The sequence below is a fragment of the Shewanella sp. VK101 genome (assembly GCF_056497865.1).
The window spans coordinates 4232942-4254051 of record NZ_CM151402.1 but is presented as its reverse complement, the minus strand read 5'-3'; the positions used below and the strand labels follow the sequence as shown (position 1 = coordinate 4254051).

The window sequence follows — 21110 nt, the reverse complement described above, 5'->3', positions numbered from 1 at the left end:
GCATGTCCATTGAACGTCTGTTGCAGGCACAGAAGCAGGAAAACCGTGACATTATTCAGTCCTTGCTGGATGACGGTTCTGAGGCCGATGCTGAATACACCATAGAGCACCATTTTTCGTCCACTAACTTTGACCGCCTGGAAAAGGCCGCAGTCGATGCCTTTAAATTGGGCTTTGAGGTTAACGATGCCGAAGAGGTGGAACTGGATGATGGTAGTTTGATTTTCTGTTTTGACGCCATTGCCTACCACCAACTGGAAGCCGAACTTCTGGATAAGGCCTGTGAGCAGTTGCTGCAGCTGGCGGTCAAGCATAAGGTTGACTATGACGGCTGGGGCACCTATTACATAGGTGACGAGCTGGAAGATGAAGACGACGAAGAGCAGGACTAAGTCCTGTTACCAATAAAAACACCGGGTTCTTGGCCCGGTGTTTTTGTCTCTGCCAGTTTTGCCGGCAGATTTATTTTCAGTTGTAGTCGACCGGCTTCTCGCCAATAACGACCGGGAGCTCTATCTGTTTACCGGCGCGGATCACCTGCAGTGTGACCTTGGTACCAGGTGTGGTCTCGGCAATCCTGTCCATCAGCATATAGATGCGGGTAACCTCTTCCCCCTGATACTGAGTGATCACATCTCTGGGCCTCAGACCGGCCAGTGCTGCCGGGCCATTGGGTTCTATGCCGGTTACCACTACGCCGCGAAGATCCGGCAAGTTAAGTATTTGCGCCACAACCGGGCTGACGTCTTCACCCGAGATCCCCAGAGCCCCGCGAATAACCCGGCCGTCCTTGATCAGTTTGCCCATGACAGCGTAGGCTAGCTTGATGGGAATGGCGAAGTTGATGCCATGGCCACCCCCTTCACCGCCTATCTGGAAGGCGGCAGTGTTGATGCCTATCAGGCCGCCATGGGTGTCTATCAGGGCACCACCCGAGTTACCGGCATTGATGGCGGCATCGGTTTGCAGAAAGTCCAGGTAGCCTGTGCTCAGGCCGTTACGACCTGTGGCACTGATGATCCCCTGGGTAATGGTTTGCCCCAGGTTATAGGGGTTACCTATGGCAAGCACCACATCGCCCACTTGAGGTGGGCTGTCGAGGTTAACCGGTACGACTGGCAGGTTATCCCCCTGGATCTCCAGCACAGCCAGGTCAGTTTCAGGATCCTGACCGACTACCTCTGCACCGAATTTTCGGCCATCCTGCAATGCCACCACAATCTCATCGGCCTTCTTGACCACATGATAGTTAGTGAGAATGTAGCCTTCCTTGCTCATGATGACGCCTGAGCCCAGGCCCTGCAGAGAACCGCCATTCAGAGGCCGGCTCTGGTTGATACTCAGGCTATAGATATTCACTACCGCTGGCGCGGCGCGGCGTACCGCCTTGGCAAAGGACAGCTCTGCACCACTGTTTCCCCTGAACTGCAACAGGTTGCCACCGAGATTGCCTTCGCCCATAAAACGGTTGGCCAGCAGAAAGACTGCCGCCATTACCAGGCCAAAGACCACAGCTTTGCAGATATAGATCAGGGTTTCTTTCATTATGATGACATTGCTGAATATTAAAAAAGGCTCGTTAGATTAGCATGTTTCTTGCTCTTGCGAACAATAGTCAAGGCTCAGGAAGTCAATTTTGCCCTGAATTGGGCACCGGAAATAGAAAAAGCGGGGTTATCCCCGCTTTTTCCGGATGACTGTCAACCTCTGAGGATCAGATACAGGCTGCTGTTGCCCCTGACTATCTTCAGTGCCACTGCGCCTTGTTGCTCTTTGAGTTCTTCTTTCAGCGCTTTGAGAGTGGCGGTCTTGGTACGGTTGACCCCAACAATCAAGTCACCTTTTTGCAAGCCACTCATGGCCGCTGGAGAATTCTGGGCGATATCGGTGATCTCGATACCTTTCTTGCTGTTCTCCAGAGTGGCACCGGCCAACATAGGATGAACGGCGCCGGCCGCAGTTTCTTTCACTTGGCTGGCCTCACCCAGAGTGACTTTGACTGTCTTGTCATCACCATCACGTATCAGGCCAAGCTCTACCTTGGTGCCGGCACCCATGGTGCCAATCTTGGCTCTCAATTCCTGGAAGCTCTTGATCTTGCGGCCATTAATGCTGACGATAATATCGCCTGCCTTGATGCCCGCCTTATCGGCGGCGCTGCCTTCCATTACTTCGCTGACAAAGCCACCGTGTTGGGTCTTGAGACCGAAGCCTTGAGCCAGTTCATTGTCCAGATCCCGACCCATGACCCCCAGAACGCCGCGGCGGACTTCGCCGTGTTCGATAATCTGATCCACCAGGCTATGAACCATGTTGGCCGGTATCGCGAAGCCGATACCTACGTTACCGCCGCCGGGAGCCACAATGGCGGTATTGATACCGATAAGCTCGCCGCGCAGGTTAACCAAGGCGCCGCCTGAGTTACCGCTGTTAATGGCGGCATCGGTTTGAATGAAGTTTTCCAGCATCTCTATGCCAAGGCCTGTACGCCCCAGAGCGCTGACAATACCTGAAGTCACGGTTTGCCCAAGACCGAAGGGGTTACCTATGGCCACGGCAAAGTCGCCAACCCTCAAGTCATCCGAGTCGGCAGATTTGACTGCCGTGAGGTTGTCGGCCTCAATCTGCAGCAGGGCGATATCGGCATCTTTATCTTTGCCTATCAACTTGGCCTTGATTTCGCGGCCGTCGTGCAGACCCACCTGAATATCATCGGCGCCATCGATTACATGGTTGTTGGTAACTATATAGCCCTTGTCGGCATCTATGATGACACCGGATCCCAAACCGCGAAACGGTCGCTCCTGTACTTGCTCCTGCGGGGCATTAGGGCCAAAGAAGTAGCGGAATATATCCGGTACCCGTTGGCGGGAAACCTGAGTGCCGGAAACAGCCACAGAGACAACCGCAGGTGTGGTTTGCTCCAACATGGGTGCCAGACTCGGCATGGTTTGGCCGTCTACGGCTTGTGGCAGCGCGGCCTGGGAGACTACAGGGGCCAGTGTCAGGGTGGCCCCGAGGAGGGCGGCGGAAACAAGAGATAACTTGGTCTTCATCTATGCATTGCTCCTAATACGGGATCAAATAACCATGTACTGTTTGCCACCGAGGTGGCTGAATCATAAAGGCTCTTACGAGCGTCCGGTAATTAATCCGACTTTAATCCTGTTTAAAAAGTTCATCATTCATTAACAAAGATTAATTTTTATTGCACGCTGACAGGGGACGCAGTCTCTGGCCGTTCTTCCGTGTCAGGCACACTGGTCAGCATAGCTGGCAAAGGGGCCAGTTGCTCCTCTTTGGCCAATCTTTGGCTGCCCTGATTCCAATGCTGATTGAGGCGATTGATCTGTTCTGTCAGTTGTCCCAGCAGTGCCCTTTGTTCGGCCAGATGATCGCTGACCTCCTGCTTGTGTTGGCTCAATTCCATCTTGCTGCGCTCTATGGCAGCCCCTTTACTGCTCTTGCCTAGCCCCCGGCTGACCAAGGTCTTGCCGATATAACCCAGTATCAACCCCAGAATGAAAGCCGCAAACACCAGTGGCCATTCCATATCGACTCCTTAAGTTTGTCTTTGTGTCTTATGCTCTTGCTCGACCCCATAGGGATACCTGGCAAAATATACCCCGAGCGTGGGTCTCATGATACCATTTGCCGCCCCAACTCTGTTGCGTGAGTTGGGTTAGGTACCCATCAAATAAGGTTAAAAGAGAAGAATTCAAGTGTCGCAGTTAACCCCCTGGCAGCATTACCAACAAGATCTCACCCGTGAGGATTTCAGCCATGACCCGGCGCAGGAGCAAGCGGTAAAGGCATTGCAGCGTGTTTATGATGAGCTGCAAAGGCCGCAAAAGTCCGGATGGCGCAATTGGTTCAGCCGGGAAAAAAACAGCAAGGTTCAGGGGCTTTACCTCTGGGGCGGTGTTGGGCGCGGCAAGACTTATCTTATGGACACCTTTTTCGATGCCCTGCCGGGTGAGCAGAAACTGAGAGCGCATTTCCATCGATTTATGCACAGAATTCATCGGGAACTGGACGAGCTCAAGGGAACCCGGGACCCGCTGTTGGTGATAGCCAAACAGATGGCGCAGCAATATCGGGTGATCTGCTTTGATGAGTTCTTTGTTTCGGACATCACGGATGCCATGTTGCTGGGCACGCTGTTCGAGGCCCTGTTCAAGGAGGGGGTGGTCTTGGTGGCCACCTCCAACATAGTGCCGGACGACCTTTACAAGAATGGTTTGCAGCGGGCCAGATTTTTACCAGCCATCGCCGAAATCAAGGCCAATTGCCAGGTGTTGAATGTCGATTCTGGAATCGACTACAGACTGCGGACCCTGGAACAGGCCGAGATCTACCATCACCCGCTGGATGAAACCGCCGAGTGCAATTTGCAACGTTATTTCACCCAACTGGCGCCTGAGTCTGAGGTCTCTGAAACGCCGCTGGAGATAGATGGGCGCAGCATAGTGATCCGTAAGCAGGCCCAGGGTGTTTTGCTGGCCGACTTCCGAGCGCTGTGTGATGGGCCGCGCAGTCAGCGGGACTATATGGAATTGGCGCAGTTGTTTCACACAGTGTTGCTCAGTGGCCTGGAACAGATGGGCGCCCAGCAGACAGGGGATGATATTGCCCGCCGGTTTCTGGCGCTGGTGGATGAGTTCTACGAGCGGCATGTGAAACTTATCATCTCGGCCGAGGTACCGCTCGAGCAGATTTACACAGATGGGCAGCTGAGTTTTGAATTTCGTCGCTGCCGCTCCCGTCTGATTGAGATGCAGTCCCGGGATTACCTGGCTCTGGAGCACCTGCCATAGGGGATGATTGCCCCCGTTTTGTTGCCGACAATCCAACCGAATGAGCACGGTGACCAAGGCGTTGATGGTGCCAAAGCGGTAACGACCTGAAAAAGATCGTCTTTTACGGCGGGATCTCAAAAAGCAGGTGATTTTTAGTTCAGCTTTGTCTATAATCCGCCACCTGCCCACGTTACTCCGCCGATTGGGCGGATTTAAAAGCCAGATTCTTTGCTCGAAGGGGCAGAGAAAGGCATTTTTGTGTTATCTGCATCCGCAGGTAGCATGTGACAGAATTTAACTTTGGGTTTTTGTAATAATGAAGACTTTTACTGCTAAGCCAGAAACTGTAGCTCGTGACTGGTACGTTGTTGATGCCGAAGGTAAGACCCTGGGTCGTATCGCCACTGAAATCGCTCTGCGTCTGCGTGGCAAGCACAAGGCTGAGTACACTCCTCACGTAGATACCGGTGACTACATCATCGTGATCAACGCCGAGAAAGTAACTGTGACCGGTAACAAGGCTGCAGGCAAGACGTACTACTCGCACTCAGGCTTCCCAGGTGGCATCAAGCAAATCAGCTTCGAGAAGCTGCAAGCTCACAAGCCAGAAATGATCATCGAGAAAGCAGTCAAGGGTATGTTGCCAAAAGGCCCTCTGGGTCGTGCCATGTTCCGTAAGCTGAAAGTTTACGCTGGCGCAGAGCACAACCACGCTGCACAACAACCTCAAGTTCTTGATATCTAAACGGGATTAAGCAAATGGCTGCAACTCAGTACTACGGCACTGGCCGTCGCAAAACTTCAACTGCTCGCGTATTCGCTAAAGCAGGTAGTGGCAATATCGTTGTTAACCAACGTCCTCTGGATGTTTACTTCGGTCGTGAAACCGCTCGTATGGTTGTTCGTCAACCTCTTGAGCTGGTTGAAATGACTGAAAAGCTGGACATCTATGTAACTGTTAAGGGTGGTGGTATCACTGGCCAAGCCGGCGCTATCCGTCACGGTATCACCCGTGCTCTGATGGAGCTGGACGAAGCTCTGCGTCCTACTTTACGTTCTGCTGGTTATGTAACCCGCGATGCTCGTAAGGTTGAACGTAAGAAAGTTGGTCTGCGTAAAGCACGTCGTAAGCCACAGTTCTCCAAGCGTTAATATCGCTTTCGAGATACCAAAAACCCAGCGTACGCTGGGTTTTTTTATGGCTGAGATTTATCCCTGGCAGCCCTGTATACTCAGGGTTGTTGTGGCAGGTTTAAATGGGGTGAAACATGAGTTGGCAACTACTGTTGATGGCCTTGGGTTTGGTATTGATCCTGGAAGGGGTGGGGCCCTTGTTATTCCCCAACCGCTGGCGTCGTTACCTGTTGGAAGTGGCTTCCCAACCGACAGCTATCATGCAACGCCTGGGCGGCGTCCTGGTTGTTGCAGGAATTGTCATATTGATTATTTTTTCATAAATACTTGCCCCTTCCATGCCAATATCTGTTAGAATCCTGCTTTAACCGCAACCTTGCAGCAAACAATGGGCAAAAATGTAGTTGTTCTCGGCACTCAATGGGGTGACGAGGGAAAAGGTAAGATTGTCGACCTTCTGACCGAACAGGCAAAATTCGTAGTCCGTTACCAAGGTGGCCACAACGCTGGTCATACTCTGGTTATCGATGGTGAAAAAACCGTTCTTCATCTGATCCCCTCAGGCATTCTGCGCGATAACGTCAAGTGCATTATCGGCAACGGCGTGGTTTTGGCGCCCGATGCTCTGATGAAAGAGATCGGCATGCTGAAAGAGAAAGGTATTCCGGTTGAGGAACGCCTGCTGATCTCTGAAGCTTGTCCTCTGATCCTTCCTTTCCACTGTGCGCTGGATATTGCTCGCGAAAAAGCGCGTGGCAACAAGGCTATCGGTACTACAGGGCGCGGCATCGGCCCGGCTTATGAAGATAAAATTTCCCGTCGCGGTTTGCGCGTAGGGGATCTCTTCAATCCACAACTGTTTGCCGAGAAGCTGAAAGAAGTGATGGCCTATCACAACTTTATGCTGACCGAATACTATAAGTGCGAAGCCGTTGATTACCAGAAGACTCTGGATGACGCGCTGGCACTGGCAGACTACCTGAAAGGTCTGTGTGTGGATGTCACCGAATTGCTGGATCAAGCCCGCAAGAATGGCGACAACATACTGTTTGAAGGCGCTCAGGGCACATTGCTGGATATCGACCACGGTACTTATCCATTTGTAACCTCTTCCAACACTACTGCAGGCGGTGTGGCAACAGGTTCAGGATTCGGCCCTCGTCATCTGGATTATGTTTGCGGCATCATCAAGGCTTATACCACCCGTGTGGGTGCCGGCCCATTCCCGACTGAACTGGAATGTGAAATCGGCGATCACTTGGGAACCAAGGGCCAGGAATTTGGTGCGACAACCGGTCGTAAGCGTCGTCCGGGTTGGTTGGACATAGTGGCTATGCGCCGCGCGGTTCAGATCAACAGCATCAGTGGTTTCTGCCTGACCAAGCTCGACGTTTTGGACGGCTTGAAAGAAGTGAAGCTCTGCGTAGGCTATCAGCACCCAGACGGTACTGTGTCCAATGTGACTCCGCTGGCGGCCGAAGGCTACGAGCACGTTACTCCTGTGTATGAAACCATGCCAGGCTGGAGTGAAAACACCTTTGGTGCCACTTCACTGGAGCAACTGCCACAGGCAGCAATCAACTATATCAAGCGGATTGAAGAACTGCTGGAAACACCTGTCGATATCATCTCAACCGGGCCTGACCGGAATGAGACCATGATTCTGGTGAATCCATTCAGTTAAGTAAAAAGGCCGCCTAAGCGGCCTTTTTCGTTTATGGGGCTTACACTGTTTGCCCTTAAGAATTGGGTTATACTGCCGATGAAAAGACAGTCTATTTGTCATCAGGACAGCTTATGTTGCGTATAGCCCTATTACTCTTGTTAGTAACCAGTGCCAATGTGTTGGCCGAAGAAACCAAGGCCGTGGATATCTACAGCCAGGAAGAACTGCTGGAGCTTATTCGCAGCAAACAATACCTGACCCGGGTCAAAGCCGATGACTGTCAGCTGGTGCAGGATATTGAGGCGCGCGCCGAAGTACTCAAGCAGCCGTTGTACCAGTACCTCTGGGGTGAGATGCTTAATTTCGGCATCTGCGTCAAGGCCAATCCGCCCAGAGGAATATCGCTGCTCAGGGATGCCGCCGAGCAGGGCAGTGCCGAAGCCATGGTGCGCATTGCCGAGTATTATAAAGATGGCAAGTTTGTACTGCAGGACAAAGAACGTTCGGTGCAGTACCTGTTACCCGCTGCCGCCAACGGTGACCTGCCGGCCAGAATGATGCTGGTCGAGCTGTTTGCCAAGGGTTATGGCAGCCCAAGGGATTATGTCTTGGGGTATCACTGGCTCTACAACCAGGTGTTCAGCGATGAACAGACCCAGCAAGACGCCAAAAGATTATTGCAGCTGTTAGCGGCTAAAATGCCCGCCAGTCAGGTGGAGAAGGCCAAAAAGGAACATCTGCAAAGCCGTTAACTAGCTTGTCGCACTGGATGCGACAACGAAAAAATTGGAAATTGAATGATAAAAGATCCTCATTTTGAGCGAGAACAAGATAAGTACGACAACCCCATCCCCAGCCGGGAATTTATATTGGAATATCTGCGCTCGCAGACCTCTCCCCTGAATCGTGAGCGGATCGCCACGGCCCTCAACATCTCCGACGAAGAACAACTCGAGGCGCTGCGGCGTCGGCTGCGTGCCATGGAGCGCGATGGTCAGCTGGTATTTACCCGCGGCCAGTGTTATGGCCTGCCGGAGCGGATGGACTTGATCCAGGGCACTGTGCTGGGCCACAGAGATGGCTATGGCTTCTTCCGTCCCGATGAAGGCGGTGATGACCTGTTTATCAACCATGGTGACATGCTCAGATACTTCCATGGCGACAAGGTGTTGGCGCAGAAGGCTGGAGTCGATCGCAAGGGGCGCCGCGAAGCTCGTATAGTGCGCTTGGTCGCCGAGCGAACCGCCGCCTTGGTGGGGCGTTTCCATGTCGATTGTGGCATGGCCTTTGTTATTGCCGATGATAAGCGTATTACCCAGGAAATATTGATAGACAACGCCGATCGCAACGGCGCCCGTCAGGGCGATGTTGTGGTGGTGGAACTCACCCGCAGGCCGGGGCGCTATGTCAAAGCCGCCGGTAAGGTGGTTGAGGTGCTGGGTAAAGAGATGGCGCCGGGCATGGAGATAGAAATTGCCCTGCGCAACTATGATCTACCCCATACCTGGTCTGCCGCAATCGAAAAGAAACTGCGCAAAATATCCGATGAAGTGCAGGAAGAGGACAAGGTAGGTCGGGTCGACCTGCGGCAACTGCCCTTGGTCACCATAGACGGTGAAGATGCTCGCGACTTTGACGATGCTGTCTATGCCGAGCGCAAGCGCAGCGGCGGTTGGCGCCTGTGGGTGGCCATTGCCGATGTCAGCTATTATGTGCGTACTCAATCGGCGCTGGATCAAGAAGCCCGTGCCCGAGGAAACTCTGTGTACTTCCCGTCACAGGTGATCCCCATGTTGCCGGAAAAGCTCTCCAACGGCCTGTGCTCCCTGAACCCGGGAGTTGACCGTCTCTGTATGGTGGCCGAGATGACAGTGTCGGCGTCGGGTAAGTTATCCGGCTACAAGTTCTATCCGGCGGTGATGCATTCCCACGCCCGTTTCACCTATACCCAGGTGGCGGCCATGCTGGAAGGCGAAGAAGGCCTGGAAGAGCATAAGCCTTTACTGCCGCATCTCAAGGTGTTGCAGGAGCTGTATCTGGCGCTCGATAGCCAGCGGGCCAACCGTGGCGCCATCGCCTTTGAGACGCTGGAAACCCAGTTCATCTTCAATGAGCAGCGCAAGATAGACAAGATAGTGCCCAGAGCCCGTAACCAGGCGCACAAGATCATCGAAGAGTGTATGATCCTCGCCAACGTGGCGGCGGCCAAGTTTGTCAAAAAGCACAAGGGTGAAGTCCTCTATCGGGTGCACGAAGCGCCATCCGAGCAGAAGCTGACTCAGTTCAAGGAGTTTCTGGCTGAGCGGGGGCTCTCCATGGGTGGCGGTCTCGAACCCGAACCCAGTGACTACCAGGCGCTGATGGAAAAAGTCCAGGGTCGCGCCGATGCCGAACTCATTCAGGTGATGTTGCTGCGCTCCATGCGCCAGGCGACTTACACACCGGACAATGAAGGCCACTTTGGTCTGGCGCTGGAGGAGTATGCTCACTTTACTTCGCCGATTCGCCGTTATCCTGACTTGGTGTTGCACAGGGTGATCCGTTACCTGCTCGCCAAAGAGCGTGGTGAAGCGAGCGACAAGTGGACCCCGGACGGCGGCTATCACTATCAGCTCGATGAGCTGGATCAGCTTGGCGAAGAGTGTTCCAACACCGAGCGCCGCGCCGATGAAGCCACCCGTGACGTCTCCGACTGGCTCAAGTGTGAGTTTATGCAGGACCATGTGGGTGACACCTTCGATGCGGTGGTGGCTTCCGTCACCAGCTTCGGGCTGTTTGTGCGCCTCAATGAGCTATTTATTGACGGCTTGGTGCATATCTCCACCCTGGGCAGCGACTACTTCCAGTATGATCCCATGCGCCAGCGCCTGATAGGTGAGCACTCAGGGCAGATCTACCAGATTGGCGACGCTGTGACGGTTAAAGTCGCCTCGGTCAATCTGGACGACAGACAGATTGACTTGCTGATGGTGGACGAAGAGGGACGCAGCCAGCGCCGTAAAGGCCGCAGCAAGAGTAAGCCGCTGACCGCACGGGAAAGGGTCAATATTGAAGGAGCCCGCCGCTCGGCCAAGGCACAGAAGCCGGCAGGTAAAGGGAGCGCCAAGTCTAAGTCCACAGGCGCATCCGCCAAGAGCAAATCAACCAAGGCTGCCGGCAACGCCGGGGCGAAAAAGCCCAAGGCAGCCAAACGAGTCAAGAGAAAGAAGTAAATGAAAAAACAGGAACTGGTGTTTGGCATTCACGCGGTCGAGTCTTTGCTGAAACACGCTCCGGAGCGGGTGCTGGAAATGTGGCTGCTCAGTGGTCGTCAGGATGACAGGGTCAAGCCCTTGTTGGAGATGGCGGCTCAGTGGGGCATTCGCGCCCAGCAGGCGTCCCGCAAGACACTGGATGACAAGGCCGAAAGTACTCAGCATCAGGGGATCATCATCCGGGTGCGTCCGGCCAAAGTCTTGACCGAAAACGATCTGGAAGCCTTATTAGACAAGACGGACTCGCCATTTTTGCTGATCCTGGATGGTGTCACAGATCCCCACAATCTGGGGGCCTGTCTGCGAAATGCCGATGCGGCCGGGGTTCACGGCGTCATAGTGCCCAAAGACAACTCAGTGGGGCTGACGCCGACCGTCAGCAAGGTGGCTTGCGGCGCGGCCGAGACAGTACCGCTGTTTCAGGTGACCAACCTGGCGCGTACCATGAAGCGTTTGCAGGAAAGGGGCGTGTGGATTGCCGGCACTGCAGGCGAGGCCGACAGCACCCTGTATCAGGCCGACCTCAAGGGGGCTCTGGCCATTGCCATGGGCGCCGAAGGCAAGGGGCTGAGACGCTTGAGCCGCGAAAGTTGCGACACCCTGATCTCTATTCCTATGGCTGGCAGTGTCTCCAGTCTGAACGTGTCGGTGGCAACAGGTATCTGCCTGTTCGAAGCTGTGCGTCAGCGCCTCTAACTGCCGAATATGGCAGCCTCTCTTGAGAATACGGGCCATGAATTGTATAGCAGTGCCGGCCCGTATCTCATGCAACTGCAACAAGGCTATCTGGGTGAAATCTATGGCATGGCGTTCTTCGAGCGCCTCGGCCAGGATTATCATTTTCAGGCAACTGAGAGCCAGTTAACAGAAATCCACTTAACTGAAAGTCAGTTAACTGAAAGCCACTTAATAGAAAGCCAAGCCGTGTTTTCTCTACTGTTCAAGGTGGAGCAATATACTGCCAAGGCTTTGCTGAAACTGCTGCCTGAGCTGACGAGTCTGGATGAGGCGTTGTTGGAGCAAGTGCGCATGCAGGCGCACAAAGAAGTGGACAGTTGGCTTAAGCTTCCCTGGCATAAACTGCTTGCGGCGCTGCTTCTCTGGGTTGAACCTTACCAGCAAAAATATGCCAAGTGGGCGGATGATGCCGAGAGCAACTCTGAGTACGGCGCAGCCTTTCGTCTGTTGGAGCGGCATGAAATCGCCATCTATCTCTACTTGCAGGCGCTTGAGCGCGGTGAAAAGCGCGCCGCGTTAATCCTGGAGCGTTTTCTTGGAGCTCTTTAGTTGAAAGAGCTCTTCAAGCGCGGGAGTTACTGAAAGGTATAGAGCAGGTTGAAGGTGGTGATGGTATCTGTCTGCTTACTGCCTTCCGGTACCACTTCTGTATATTTGACGTTGAAGCCTATCTTGAAGGCCCAGTCCTGAAAGAGGGTGTTTTTATAGCCCATGTCCAGTGCCAGAGTATTGTTATTTTCGCCCACCTCGGCGGTCAGGTCGGCAGTGAAGCTGGTGTACTCGTGGATCTTCTGTTCAAACTTGGCCGCGGTCCGTAGGATCACATCTTTCTCGGCCACAGGATCCGGCGCCGCATCAGTTTCTATTGGCATGTTGTATCGGTAACCCGGGCCGACTTCGAGACTCAACTTGGTACGGCGGGTGCTGATGGCATCGAAACCATAACCGCTGGAAACCGTGTAGATCTCTGTGTAGGAACCGAACTTGTCCCAGATGAATTCACCACGGCCAAAGATATAGCCGCCGTTGAGTTTGTAGTTGGACTGCAGCTGCAGATCGTATTTTTCGGCTGTGGTTTTTTCAGAGTCAGAGGCGAAATAGGCCTTGAGGGTTCCTTCCTGTTTGGCGTTTTCCGTGTCGTAAACCAACTTGGTACGACCGTTGAAACTGCTTGAATCTGTGTTACCTGTGTTGAGCTGAAAGCCGGCCTCAATCTCAGCGGTGAAGTCGCTTGGAGGCTCGCGATAATCCGGAGGCACCAAGGCCCACGCCGAAGTCGGTAGCGCAAACAATAACGCCAATACAGAGGATCTTGTCATTATTCTTATGTCTTTTGCTGTGACTGCCATAAATTTAGCGTCACATAATACCTGCTCATGGGGCCGAGGCAAAGTTATTGCTTGAGTTTACCGCGGCCTTTATGTACTATTTCGCGCCTAATTCAGTCACATTAATTTTCGTTCCTTGCCTCAATTTGGTCTGACTGAGCCAACAACGAGGCTAGATAACCGTAAGGAGCACTAAATGCGTCATTACGAAATCGTATTTATGGTTCACCCTGATCAGAGTGAACAAGTACCAGGTATGATTGAGCGCTACACAGGTGTTATCACCGAAGCTGGCGGTCAAATCCATCGTTTGGAAGACTGGGGTCGTCGCCAACTGGCTTACCCAATCCAGGATCTGCACAAGGCTCACTATGTTCTGATGAACGTTGAGACCACTGCAGAGTCTGTTGAAGAGCTGGAAACTGCTTTCCGTTTCAACGACGCCGTTCTGCGTAGCCTGGTGATGCGCACTAAAGCTGCCATCACTGAAGCATCTCCAATGGCCAAAGCTAAAGACGAGCGCGATTCACGTCGCAGCGCCGTTAGCGAAAAAGCTGCTGAAGAAACCCAAGAAAACGCTGAAGCAAGCGCTGAGTAAGTTTTTCTGTGACCACCAATCACTTGGTGTTGTCCGGTACCGTCATTCGGTCCAGACACTTTGATAGCCCGGCTGGAATACCTCACACGGTACTTCAACTGGAACACAGGTCGCAGCGTTTCGAGGCCGATTTGCCCAGAAACGTCTACTGCCAACTTCAAGTGATATTGAGTGGTGAACGCTTCAAGAGCGTAGCAGACAAGCTGAAAGCGGGTGTGGATATCCAAGTCAGTGGTTTTCTGGCTCTACAACAGAGTCGCAATGGCCAAAGCCGACTGGTGTTACACGCCGAAAATGTCGAATTGAAAAATTAGGAGACTGTCAAATGGCACGTTATTTCCGTCGTCGTAAGTTCTGCCGTTTCACTGCTGAAGGTGTTACGGAGATCGATTACAAAGATATCGCTACTCTGAAAAACTACATCACAGAAAGCGGTAAGATTGTTCCAAGCCGTATCACTGGTACTTCTGCCAAGTATCAGCGTCAACTGGCTCGCGCTATCAAGCGTGCTCGTTATCTGTCACTGCTGCCATACACTGATCTGCATCAGTAATCGGCACTGTTCTAGCTAGAGGAATTGATAATGAACGTTATTCTGCTTGATAAAATCGCAAACCTGGGCAACCTGGGTGACCAGGTATCAGTTAAGGCCGGTTACGCTCGTAACTACCTGCTGCCAAAAGGCAAAGCTGTTGTTGCCAACGCTGAGAACGTAAAAGTTTTCGAAGCTCGTCGTGCTGAGCTGGAAGCCAAGCTGGCTGCCGACCTGGCCGCTGCCACTGCTCGTGCAGAGCAGATCTCTGCTCTGGAAGCGGTTGTTATCGCTTCTAAAGCCGGTGACGAAGGCAAGCTGTTCGGTTCTATCGGTACCCGTGACATCGCTGACGCAGTAACTGCTGCCGGCGTTGAACTGGCCAAAGCCGAAGTGCGTCTGCCACTGGGCGCTCTGCGCACCACTGGTGACTTCGAAGTTGAAGTTCAGCTGCACACTGAAGTAAAAGCGGTAGTTAAAGTAACTGTTGTTGCTGAAGCTTAATCCCGGCTTTTACTAGAAAAACACCGCCTCCGGGCGGTGTTTTTTTATGCCTGTTTGCTGGCCGGGGCCGACGGTTTTTCCCCTTTCTTCTTCGCCTGCTAATGCCAAACTTAAGCACACTGTCATTTACCCACAGTTACTGTGGCTATCTCTGGCAGAACCGCTGCTGACTGGATTGCCTATAACTACAGAAACACCCGCCGGGGCGTAATGCCGATCAGTTAAGACAGATCGCTTGACGATCTCACTGAAAGGATCAAAATCCGATGACCCCATGTCATCGGATTTTTTTATGCAACTTTCAGAAGCTTTGGCGCGTACTCATATCAATCGTCTTACCGAATTCACCTGTCTGGCCGATGTACTTGAGCCTGAGTTAATTCAGTCGTGCCTTGATTCACATGGTGTTGCCAGTTTAAGACGACGTAAGTTACCTATGGATGCCATGATTTGGGCGGTGATTGGTATGGCTCTGTTCAGAGGCGAGTCCGTCCGTTCACTCATCAATAAGCTTGATATCGTCTTACCGCAAGAGGTGGATTACGTTGCGCGCAGTGCTGTCACGCAAGCGCGTAAGCGATTGGGCTCTGACGTTGTTCAGGATGTGTTTAAGCGAAGTGCCAAGACCTGGCATGAAAGAGCAGAGCATCCTCATTGGTGTGGGCTCAACCTCTACGGTGTCGATGGTGTCGTGTGGCGAACACCTGATAGTGAGCAAAACAATCAGGTGTTCGCCAAAACCGCCAACGCTTCTGGTGATGCTGCCTATCCTCAAATTCGCATGGTTTGCATGATGGAGTTAAGCAGCCACCTGGTATTGAACAGTGCCTTTGATTCTGTTGCTGTCAGTGAAATGAATTTAGCCGCCGAACTGATATCAAGCATACCCAATAACAGCCTGACGCTGTTTGACAGAGGCTTTTATTCGTTGGGGCTTTTGCACGCCTGGCAACAGGCTCAACCGAACAGTCACTGGCTGCTGCCGTTGAAGAAAGGGACACAATATGAAGTGGTACGCTCTTTAGGAAAACACGACCAACTGGTGCAGTTAGCCACCACGCCTCAAGCCAGAAAGAAGTGGCCTATGCTACCTGACAATATTGAAGCTCGCTTACTGACAAAGACGATAAAAGGTAAGTCGGTTTCCATTTTGACCTCATTAACAGACCCCTTGCGTTATCCGGGGGCAGAGATAGCGGATTTATATGCCCATCGATGGGAGATAGAAGTGGGCTATCGGGAGATGAAGCAGCATCTTCTGGAGAGTCGCTTTACGTTGCGTAGTCAATTGCCAGAGTTGGTTATCCAAGAATTGTGGGGGGTACTATTGGCCTATAACCTCATCAGATACAAGATGATGTTGATGGCTAAGAGCTTACCGTCGTTACATCCGAACCAATTAAGCTTTAGAGATGCATCGAGTTATATCATTTTTAAACTGACTCAACTGTCATCTCAAACGCCTGGAAATGTCCCGAGAGAGGTCTTGGACATAGTGCGTAATGCGAGGCAGTTCAAGCTTGATGGGAAACGGGATAGAGCCTATCCACGTGCGTTAAAAATGAGTAAAAACAAGTATCCCATTAAGCCTAAGAAAAATGCCGTTCACACTAAGTGAACGGCATTACGCCGGGGCGGGTGTTTTCTGGGTTATTGCAGATTAGTGGCTATCAGTTGCGCACCAGTTCCAGCTCTTTGAGCAGGTTGTCGGCATGATCCACTTCATCCATCATCCACAGAATGTAGCGGATATCTACGTGCACGGCGCGGGTGATGGTGGGGTTGAAATACCAATCTTTGGTGATGGCTTCATAGGTGGAGTCAAAGTTGAGGCCAACCAGCTCGCCCTTGCCGTTAAACACGGGGGAGCCCGAGTTGCCTCCTGTGGTATCCACGCTGGAGAGGAAGTTAACCGGTACAGAGTTGAACTCGGCCGGGTTATCCAGACAGGAGAACAGGCGGCACAACCAGCTGCGAGGATCCTGATACAAGTGCTGCACCTTATGCTCGCCCAGTCGTCCCTGCTTGATGGCATCCAGCAGCTTCTGCGGTGCATTGTAGGGCTCGACACCTGTGTGCTTGGCGACTATCCCTTCCAGCTTGGTAAAGGGTTGCTTGTAGAGCGCATCACGGGACTGATAGCCATCGACCATACCATAGCTGATCCTTAAGGTGCCGTTGGCATCCGGATAGACAGGCTTACCCATGGCCTTGTTATAGGCAATGATCGCCTTCATGTAGGCGGGGCGGGCGATGGACAGCTTACCGGCCAGTTCCTTGTCGGCTTTTTCCTGCGCCATATTGGTGTCGTACAGGGCCACTGCCATGCGAATGAAGGGATCGCTGCTGCTCTCAAAGGCTTCCGGCTTGGCCTGCATCCAGTCGAGGCGTTTCTCTTGGTCGGTCAGCTCGGTCAGGGCATACATGCCTTCGAGCTTGTCGCCCAGGCTGATACCTTGCTCGGGTGTCAGCAACTGATCCATCACGGCGACCCGGTTATCCTGCGCCAGGTAGGCGTCGATATCCATTTGCCATAGTGTTTTGTCGACGCTGATATCGAAGCTGGAGTCAAGTCGCTTGAGACGGGCGGCGAACATCTTCATGTCACGCTCTTGATAACCCGCTTCGCGCTCGGCATCCGGTTTTTGGTTTTCTTTGGCCAGGCGATAAAGCTGCTTGGCGGCGCCGAGCAGGGCACTGGATTGAGCATTGTCAAAATAGTAGCTCTGCTGATACTTGTGCTGTTGCTCGGCCAGCAGTTGTTCGAGCTCACTCAGTTGTGCCGTCAGCGGCTGTGCGTCTTTATCTTTGGCCAGCCAGTCGCGGAAGGCATTTTCCTCGACCTGCTTGATGGCGGCGATGTCAGTGGCGTGGAAGCCATCCAATAAGCCGTTGAGTTTTTTCATCCGGTTGGCCATGCCGGCCAGAGTCCCGGCATACTTGATGGCGATATCCTTGTCGGAAGCGCCCATGCCCTCAATGGTGTCGATTTTGGCCTGATAGCGGGCGGCTTGGGTCGGATAGAGCCAGTCGCTGGCGAATCTCAGCTCTGAGGTCAGGCGGTAGCGGCTGGTTGAACCCGGGTAACCGGCCACAAACACGCCATCACCGGCCTTAACGCCATCGGCATTGACCTTGAGGAAGCTCTTGGGCTGATAAGGCACGTTATCCTCGGCATAGGCTGCCGGTTTGCCATCCTTGCCGACATAAGCCCTGAGGAAGGTAAAGTCGCCGCTGTGACGAGGGTATTCATAGTTATCTATGTCGCCACCGAAACCGCCAACACTCTCGGGTGGCGCATAAACCAGGCGCACATCGCGAATAATCAGCTGTTTGATCAGGTAGTATTCAAGTCCATTGTGGAAACTACGTACTGAGCAGCGGTAGTTGTCGTCGGCTTCACACTCTTTGACCAGCGCCTTGCTGTTGGCCTGGATGGCTTCATAACGCGCCAGTGGCTCGGTCGGCAGATTGGCAGTTATCTTATCTGTGACATCTGTGACCGCCTCGGTGACATAGAGGCGCTCGTTGGGGCCGGCCGAAGGCTCCAGGCGTTGTTCTTTGGCCAAAAAGCCGTCGGCCAGATAGTTGTGTTCTTTGGTGCTGTTGTATTGAATACCCCGATAGGCACAGTGATGGTTGGTGACAACCAATCCTTGGGGTGAGACGAAACTGGCGGTACAATAGCCGAGGCCCACCACGGCGTTCATGGGATACTTTCCGAGATCGGCCAGTTGCTCTGCCGGGATGGCGATGCCGCGCTCACTGAGCTTGTCGGCAATAGAGGGCATTTGGTAAGGTTGCCACTGTCCTTCATCGGCTATGGCGAGGCCAGAGGTCAGCGCCAAGGCTGCAGCCAATGCATTGCGCATGTTCATTCCTTATTTATTGTTAGTGTCCGTTTGGATATGAAAAACAGGTTATTGTAGGTGTAAAATTCCTGTTCTGATTGAACCGGGTTTTATATCACATTTTGCCTGATTGTTGGAGAGTTGGAGATTTATGCAACAGCAAGGTGCCTTTAAGGCCAAAGACAAGCGAAGAGACGTCCAGGTTGACGCGCTCAAGCTGCCTCCCCATTCCATTGAGGCGGAGCAATCCGTGCTCGGGGGACTAATGCTGGATGCAGAGGCCTGGGACAAGGTGTCCGAGGCCGTGGTCAGAGAAGACTTTTACTCCCGTTCCCACAGGCTGATTTTCGGTGCCATGCAAAAGCTGGTAGAAAACGGCCAACCCATAGATTTGATTACGGTTTCAGAACAACTGGAACTGACTGACGAGCTGGAAGATGCCGGTGGTTTTACCTATCTGGGTGAAATCGCCAAGAATACCCCCAGTGCCGGTAATATTCTTTCCTACGCCGAAATCGTGCGCGAGCGTGCCGTGGTGCGGGAGATGATCCGGGTGGCACATGAGATTGCCGACGCAGGTTACAACCCTGAGGGGCGGGACTCAGGCGCCTTGCTGGACTTGGCCGAAACCAAGGTGTTCAAGATAGCCGAGCAGCGCGCCAACGCCAACGAGGGCCCGGAGGGGATCAAGACCATCCTCGAAAAAACCGTCGACAAGATTGAGCAGCTCTACAACAACCCGCACAACGGTGTGACCGGGGTATCCAGCGGCTTCTCCGATCTGGATAAGATGACCGCAGGTTTCCAGTCCGGTGACCTGATCATTGTCGCGGCCCGTCCTTCCATGGGTAAGACCACCTTTGCGATGAACCTATGTGAATACGCGGCGCTCAATGAAAACAAGCCAGTGCTTATTTTCAGTCTCGAGATGCCCTCGGAACAGATCATGATGCGTATGCTGGCGTCGCTTGGCCGGGTGGATCAGACCAAGATACGTACCGGCCAGTTGGATGATGATGATTGGGCGCGGGTGTCCTCTACCATGGGGATCATGCTCGAGCAGGGCAAGATGTATATCGATGACAGCTCGGGCCTGACGCCGACCGAAGTGCGCAGCAGGGCCAGGCGTATCGCCCGGGAATACGGCGGTCTGTCTATGATCATGGTCGACTACCTGCAGCTGATGCAGGTGCCAGCGCTGGCCGATAACCGGACCCTGGAAATTGCTGAAATCTCCCGCTCGCTCAAGGCCTTGGCCAAGGAGCTGGAGATCCCGGTGATCGCTCTGTCGCAGCTGAACCGCTCATTGGAGCAAAGGGCCGATAAGCGCCCGGTAAACTCTGACTTGCGTGAATCCGGCTCTATCGAGCAGGATGCGGACCTTATCATGTTTATTTATCGTGACGAGGTGTATAACGACGATTCGCCCGATAAAGGCACGGCAGAGATCATCATAGGTAAGCAACGTAACGGCCCCATCGGCCGGGTCAGGCTGACTTTCCAGGGGATGTTCTCCCGCTTTGACAATTACGCCGGTCCGCAATTTGAAGAGGACTAAACCTCTGCGGACGGTTTTCCCGGCGCGGCCAGAGAGCGCGCCATCCAATCCAAGATTGAAGGTAAGCTTTGAAACCCTTTCCCAGAGCAGAGATTAGCAGCCGGGCGCTGCAACATAATCTGGCCAGGCTGCGTGAGATCGCGCCCGCCAGCAAAGTTATTGCTGTCGTCAAGGCCAACGGCTATGGCCACGGCTCACTGAACGTGGCCAAGAGCCTGAACAGTGCCGACGGCTTCGGTCTGGCGCGGCTCGAAGAAGCGTTGGAACTCAGGGCCGGTGGTGTAACGGCCAAGCTGTTGTTACTCGAAGGTTTTTTTCGCAGTACTGAGTTGCCTCTGCTGGTTGAGCATGACATAGACACTGTGGTGCATCATAACTCGCAGTTGCAGATGCTGGAGCAGGCCAAGCTGAATAAGCCGGTAACGGTTTGGCTCAAGGTCGACAGCGGCATGCACAGACTGGGTTTTCGCAGCGACGAGTTTAGCGATGTGTATCAGCGGCTGCTGGATTGCCCGCAAGTGGCTAAGCCCATCAATCTGATGACCCATTTCGCCTGTGCCGATGAGCCGGACAATGACTATACCCGCAAGCAGTTGGAGCATTTCAACCAGCTCACCGCCGGGTTGGATGGTGACCGCAGTCTGGCCAACTCGGCCGGTGCCCTCTACTGGCCCAGCAGCCAGCAAAATTGGATCCGCCCGGGTATCGCCCTCTATGGAGTGTCGCCCGTGGTCGGTGACAGAGGCGCCAACCACGAATTGCAACCGGCCATGAGTCTGGTGTCACAGTTGATAGCCGTGCGCGAGCACAAGGCCGGAGAGAGCGTGGGCTACGGGAGTTTTTGGCGCTCATCAAGGGATACCCGTCTCGGCGTGGTGGCCATAGGTTATGGTGATGGTTATCCTCGCAATGCCCCCGAGGGCACGCCTGTGCTGATCAATGGTCGCCGGGTGCCTGTGGTTGGCAGGGTGTCCATGGATATGCTGACCGTGGATCTGGGGCCGGATGCCCGGGACGCGGTCGGTGATGATGCCCTCTTGTGGGGGCCTGCGTTACCGGTGGAAGAGGTGGCGGCTCATATCGAAACTGTGGCCTATGAACTGGTGACCAAGCTAACTCCCAGAGTGGCCGTCTGCCTTGATTGAGTG

The 21110-nt window shown here is 53.4% G+C and carries 22 protein-coding genes; 17 read left to right on the top strand and 5 right to left on the bottom strand.

What is annotated here, in order from left to right:
• Positions 1 to 2: 2 nt before the first annotated feature.
• Positions 3 to 392, top strand: a complete 390-nt coding sequence (rraB, locus tag ACSHSR_RS18940; RefSeq protein WP_025009331.1) for a ribonuclease E inhibitor RraB — start codon at positions 3 to 5, stop codon at positions 390 to 392.
• Between the two features lie 76 nt (positions 393 to 468).
• Here the strand turns inward: rraB and degS are convergent, their stop codons facing one another.
• From degS to ACSHSR_RS18925, 3 genes are all read right to left on the bottom strand, one after another.
• Positions 469 to 1551 (bottom strand): outer membrane-stress sensor serine endopeptidase DegS, encoded by a 1083-nt coding sequence (degS, locus tag ACSHSR_RS18935; protein WP_062793558.1) that lies wholly within the window; start codon positions 1549 to 1551, stop codon positions 469 to 471.
• 149 nt (positions 1552 to 1700) lie between these two features.
• The gene (degQ, locus tag ACSHSR_RS18930; protein WP_025009332.1) at positions 1701 to 3056 is read right to left on the bottom strand and encodes a Do family serine endopeptidase DegQ; all 1356 of its coding nucleotides are present in this window, start codon (positions 3054 to 3056) and stop codon (positions 1701 to 1703) included.
• 149 nt (positions 3057 to 3205) lie between these two features.
• The gene (locus ACSHSR_RS18925; protein ID WP_045283169.1) at positions 3206 to 3553 is read right to left on the bottom strand and encodes a ZapG family protein; all 348 of its coding nucleotides are present in this window, start codon (positions 3551 to 3553) and stop codon (positions 3206 to 3208) included.
• Positions 3554 to 3722: 169 nt separating this feature from the next.
• Here ACSHSR_RS18925 and zapE point away from each other — a divergent pair, with 169 nt between their 5' ends.
• From zapE to ACSHSR_RS18880, 9 genes are all read left to right on the top strand, one after another.
• Positions 3723 to 4817 carry a cell division protein ZapE gene (gene zapE / locus ACSHSR_RS18920; protein ID WP_062793557.1) on the top strand — a complete coding sequence of 365 codons (1095 nt, stop codon included), beginning with the start codon at positions 3723 to 3725 and terminating at the stop codon, positions 4815 to 4817.
• Between the two features lie 298 nt (positions 4818 to 5115).
• Complete coding sequence (gene rplM / locus ACSHSR_RS18915) at positions 5116 to 5544, top strand: 50S ribosomal protein L13 (RefSeq protein ID WP_025009334.1); 429 nt, start codon at positions 5116 to 5118, stop codon at positions 5542 to 5544.
• Between the two features lie 14 nt (positions 5545 to 5558).
• A complete protein-coding gene (gene rpsI, locus ACSHSR_RS18910) occupies positions 5559 to 5951 on the top strand; it encodes a 30S ribosomal protein S9 (RefSeq protein ID WP_025009335.1) in 393 nt (130 codons plus the stop codon).
• A 116-nt stretch (positions 5952 to 6067) separates the two neighbouring features.
• The gene (locus ACSHSR_RS18905; RefSeq protein WP_025009336.1) at positions 6068 to 6256 is read left to right on the top strand and encodes a DUF2065 domain-containing protein; all 189 of its coding nucleotides are present in this window, start codon (positions 6068 to 6070) and stop codon (positions 6254 to 6256) included.
• Between the two features lie 65 nt (positions 6257 to 6321).
• Positions 6322 to 7617, top strand: coding sequence for an adenylosuccinate synthase (locus ACSHSR_RS18900; RefSeq protein ID WP_025886864.1), 1296 nt, complete (start codon positions 6322 to 6324; stop codon positions 7615 to 7617).
• A gap of 113 nt (positions 7618 to 7730) precedes the next feature.
• Complete coding sequence (locus ACSHSR_RS18895; RefSeq protein WP_025009338.1) at positions 7731 to 8351, top strand: tetratricopeptide repeat protein; 621 nt, start codon at positions 7731 to 7733, stop codon at positions 8349 to 8351.
• A 45-nt stretch (positions 8352 to 8396) separates the two neighbouring features.
• Positions 8397 to 10811, top strand: coding sequence for a ribonuclease R (rnr, locus tag ACSHSR_RS18890; protein ID WP_028779664.1), 2415 nt, complete (start codon positions 8397 to 8399; stop codon positions 10809 to 10811).
• Positions 10812 to 11549 carry a 23S rRNA (guanosine(2251)-2'-O)-methyltransferase RlmB gene (gene rlmB, locus ACSHSR_RS18885; RefSeq protein ID WP_025886866.1) on the top strand — a complete coding sequence of 246 codons (738 nt, stop codon included), beginning with the start codon at positions 10812 to 10814 and terminating at the stop codon, positions 11547 to 11549.
• A gap of 69 nt (positions 11550 to 11618) precedes the next feature.
• Complete coding sequence (locus ACSHSR_RS18880; protein WP_479631040.1) at positions 11619 to 12140, top strand: hypothetical protein; 522 nt, start codon at positions 11619 to 11621, stop codon at positions 12138 to 12140.
• Positions 12141 to 12166: 26 nt separating this feature from the next.
• Here ACSHSR_RS18880 and ACSHSR_RS18875 read toward each other — a convergent pair whose 3' ends face one another.
• Complete coding sequence (locus tag ACSHSR_RS18875; protein WP_025886868.1) at positions 12167 to 12910, bottom strand: DUF481 domain-containing protein; 744 nt, start codon at positions 12908 to 12910, stop codon at positions 12167 to 12169.
• Between the two features lie 205 nt (positions 12911 to 13115).
• On the opposite strand from ACSHSR_RS18875, the gene rpsF reads away from it, so the two are divergent.
• From rpsF to ACSHSR_RS18850, 5 genes are all read left to right on the top strand, one after another.
• Complete coding sequence (gene rpsF / locus ACSHSR_RS18870) at positions 13116 to 13517, top strand: 30S ribosomal protein S6 (protein WP_025009342.1); 402 nt, start codon at positions 13116 to 13118, stop codon at positions 13515 to 13517.
• Between the two features lie 8 nt (positions 13518 to 13525).
• Positions 13526 to 13831 carry a primosomal replication protein N gene (gene priB / locus ACSHSR_RS18865; protein ID WP_028779665.1) on the top strand — a complete coding sequence of 102 codons (306 nt, stop codon included), beginning with the start codon at positions 13526 to 13528 and terminating at the stop codon, positions 13829 to 13831.
• 11 nt (positions 13832 to 13842) lie between these two features.
• Positions 13843 to 14070 (top strand): 30S ribosomal protein S18, encoded by a 228-nt coding sequence (rpsR, locus tag ACSHSR_RS18860; protein WP_025009344.1) that lies wholly within the window; start codon positions 13843 to 13845, stop codon positions 14068 to 14070.
• Between the two features lie 30 nt (positions 14071 to 14100).
• On the top strand, positions 14101 to 14553 hold the full coding sequence (gene rplI, locus ACSHSR_RS18855) for a 50S ribosomal protein L9 (protein ID WP_025009345.1): 453 nt from the start codon (positions 14101 to 14103) through the stop codon (positions 14551 to 14553).
• A gap of 292 nt (positions 14554 to 14845) precedes the next feature.
• On the top strand, positions 14846 to 16171 hold the full coding sequence (locus ACSHSR_RS18850) for an IS4 family transposase (protein ID WP_208184440.1): 1326 nt from the start codon (positions 14846 to 14848) through the stop codon (positions 16169 to 16171).
• 52 nt (positions 16172 to 16223) lie between these two features.
• Here the strand turns inward: ACSHSR_RS18850 and ACSHSR_RS18845 are convergent, their stop codons facing one another.
• Positions 16224 to 18425, bottom strand: coding sequence for a S46 family peptidase (locus tag ACSHSR_RS18845; RefSeq protein WP_208185156.1), 2202 nt, complete (start codon positions 18423 to 18425; stop codon positions 16224 to 16226).
• 130 nt (positions 18426 to 18555) lie between these two features.
• Between ACSHSR_RS18845 and dnaB the strand changes: the two genes are divergently transcribed.
• Together dnaB and alr are read left to right on the top strand one after the other, a co-directional pair.
• The gene (dnaB, locus tag ACSHSR_RS18840) at positions 18556 to 19962 is read left to right on the top strand and encodes a replicative DNA helicase (protein WP_025009346.1); all 1407 of its coding nucleotides are present in this window, start codon (positions 18556 to 18558) and stop codon (positions 19960 to 19962) included.
• A gap of 68 nt (positions 19963 to 20030) precedes the next feature.
• Positions 20031 to 21107: an alanine racemase gene (gene alr, locus ACSHSR_RS18835; RefSeq protein WP_101054913.1), complete on the top strand. Its 1077-nt coding sequence runs from the start codon at positions 20031 to 20033 to the stop codon at positions 21105 to 21107.
• The last annotated feature ends 3 nt before the right edge of the window (positions 21108 to 21110 follow it).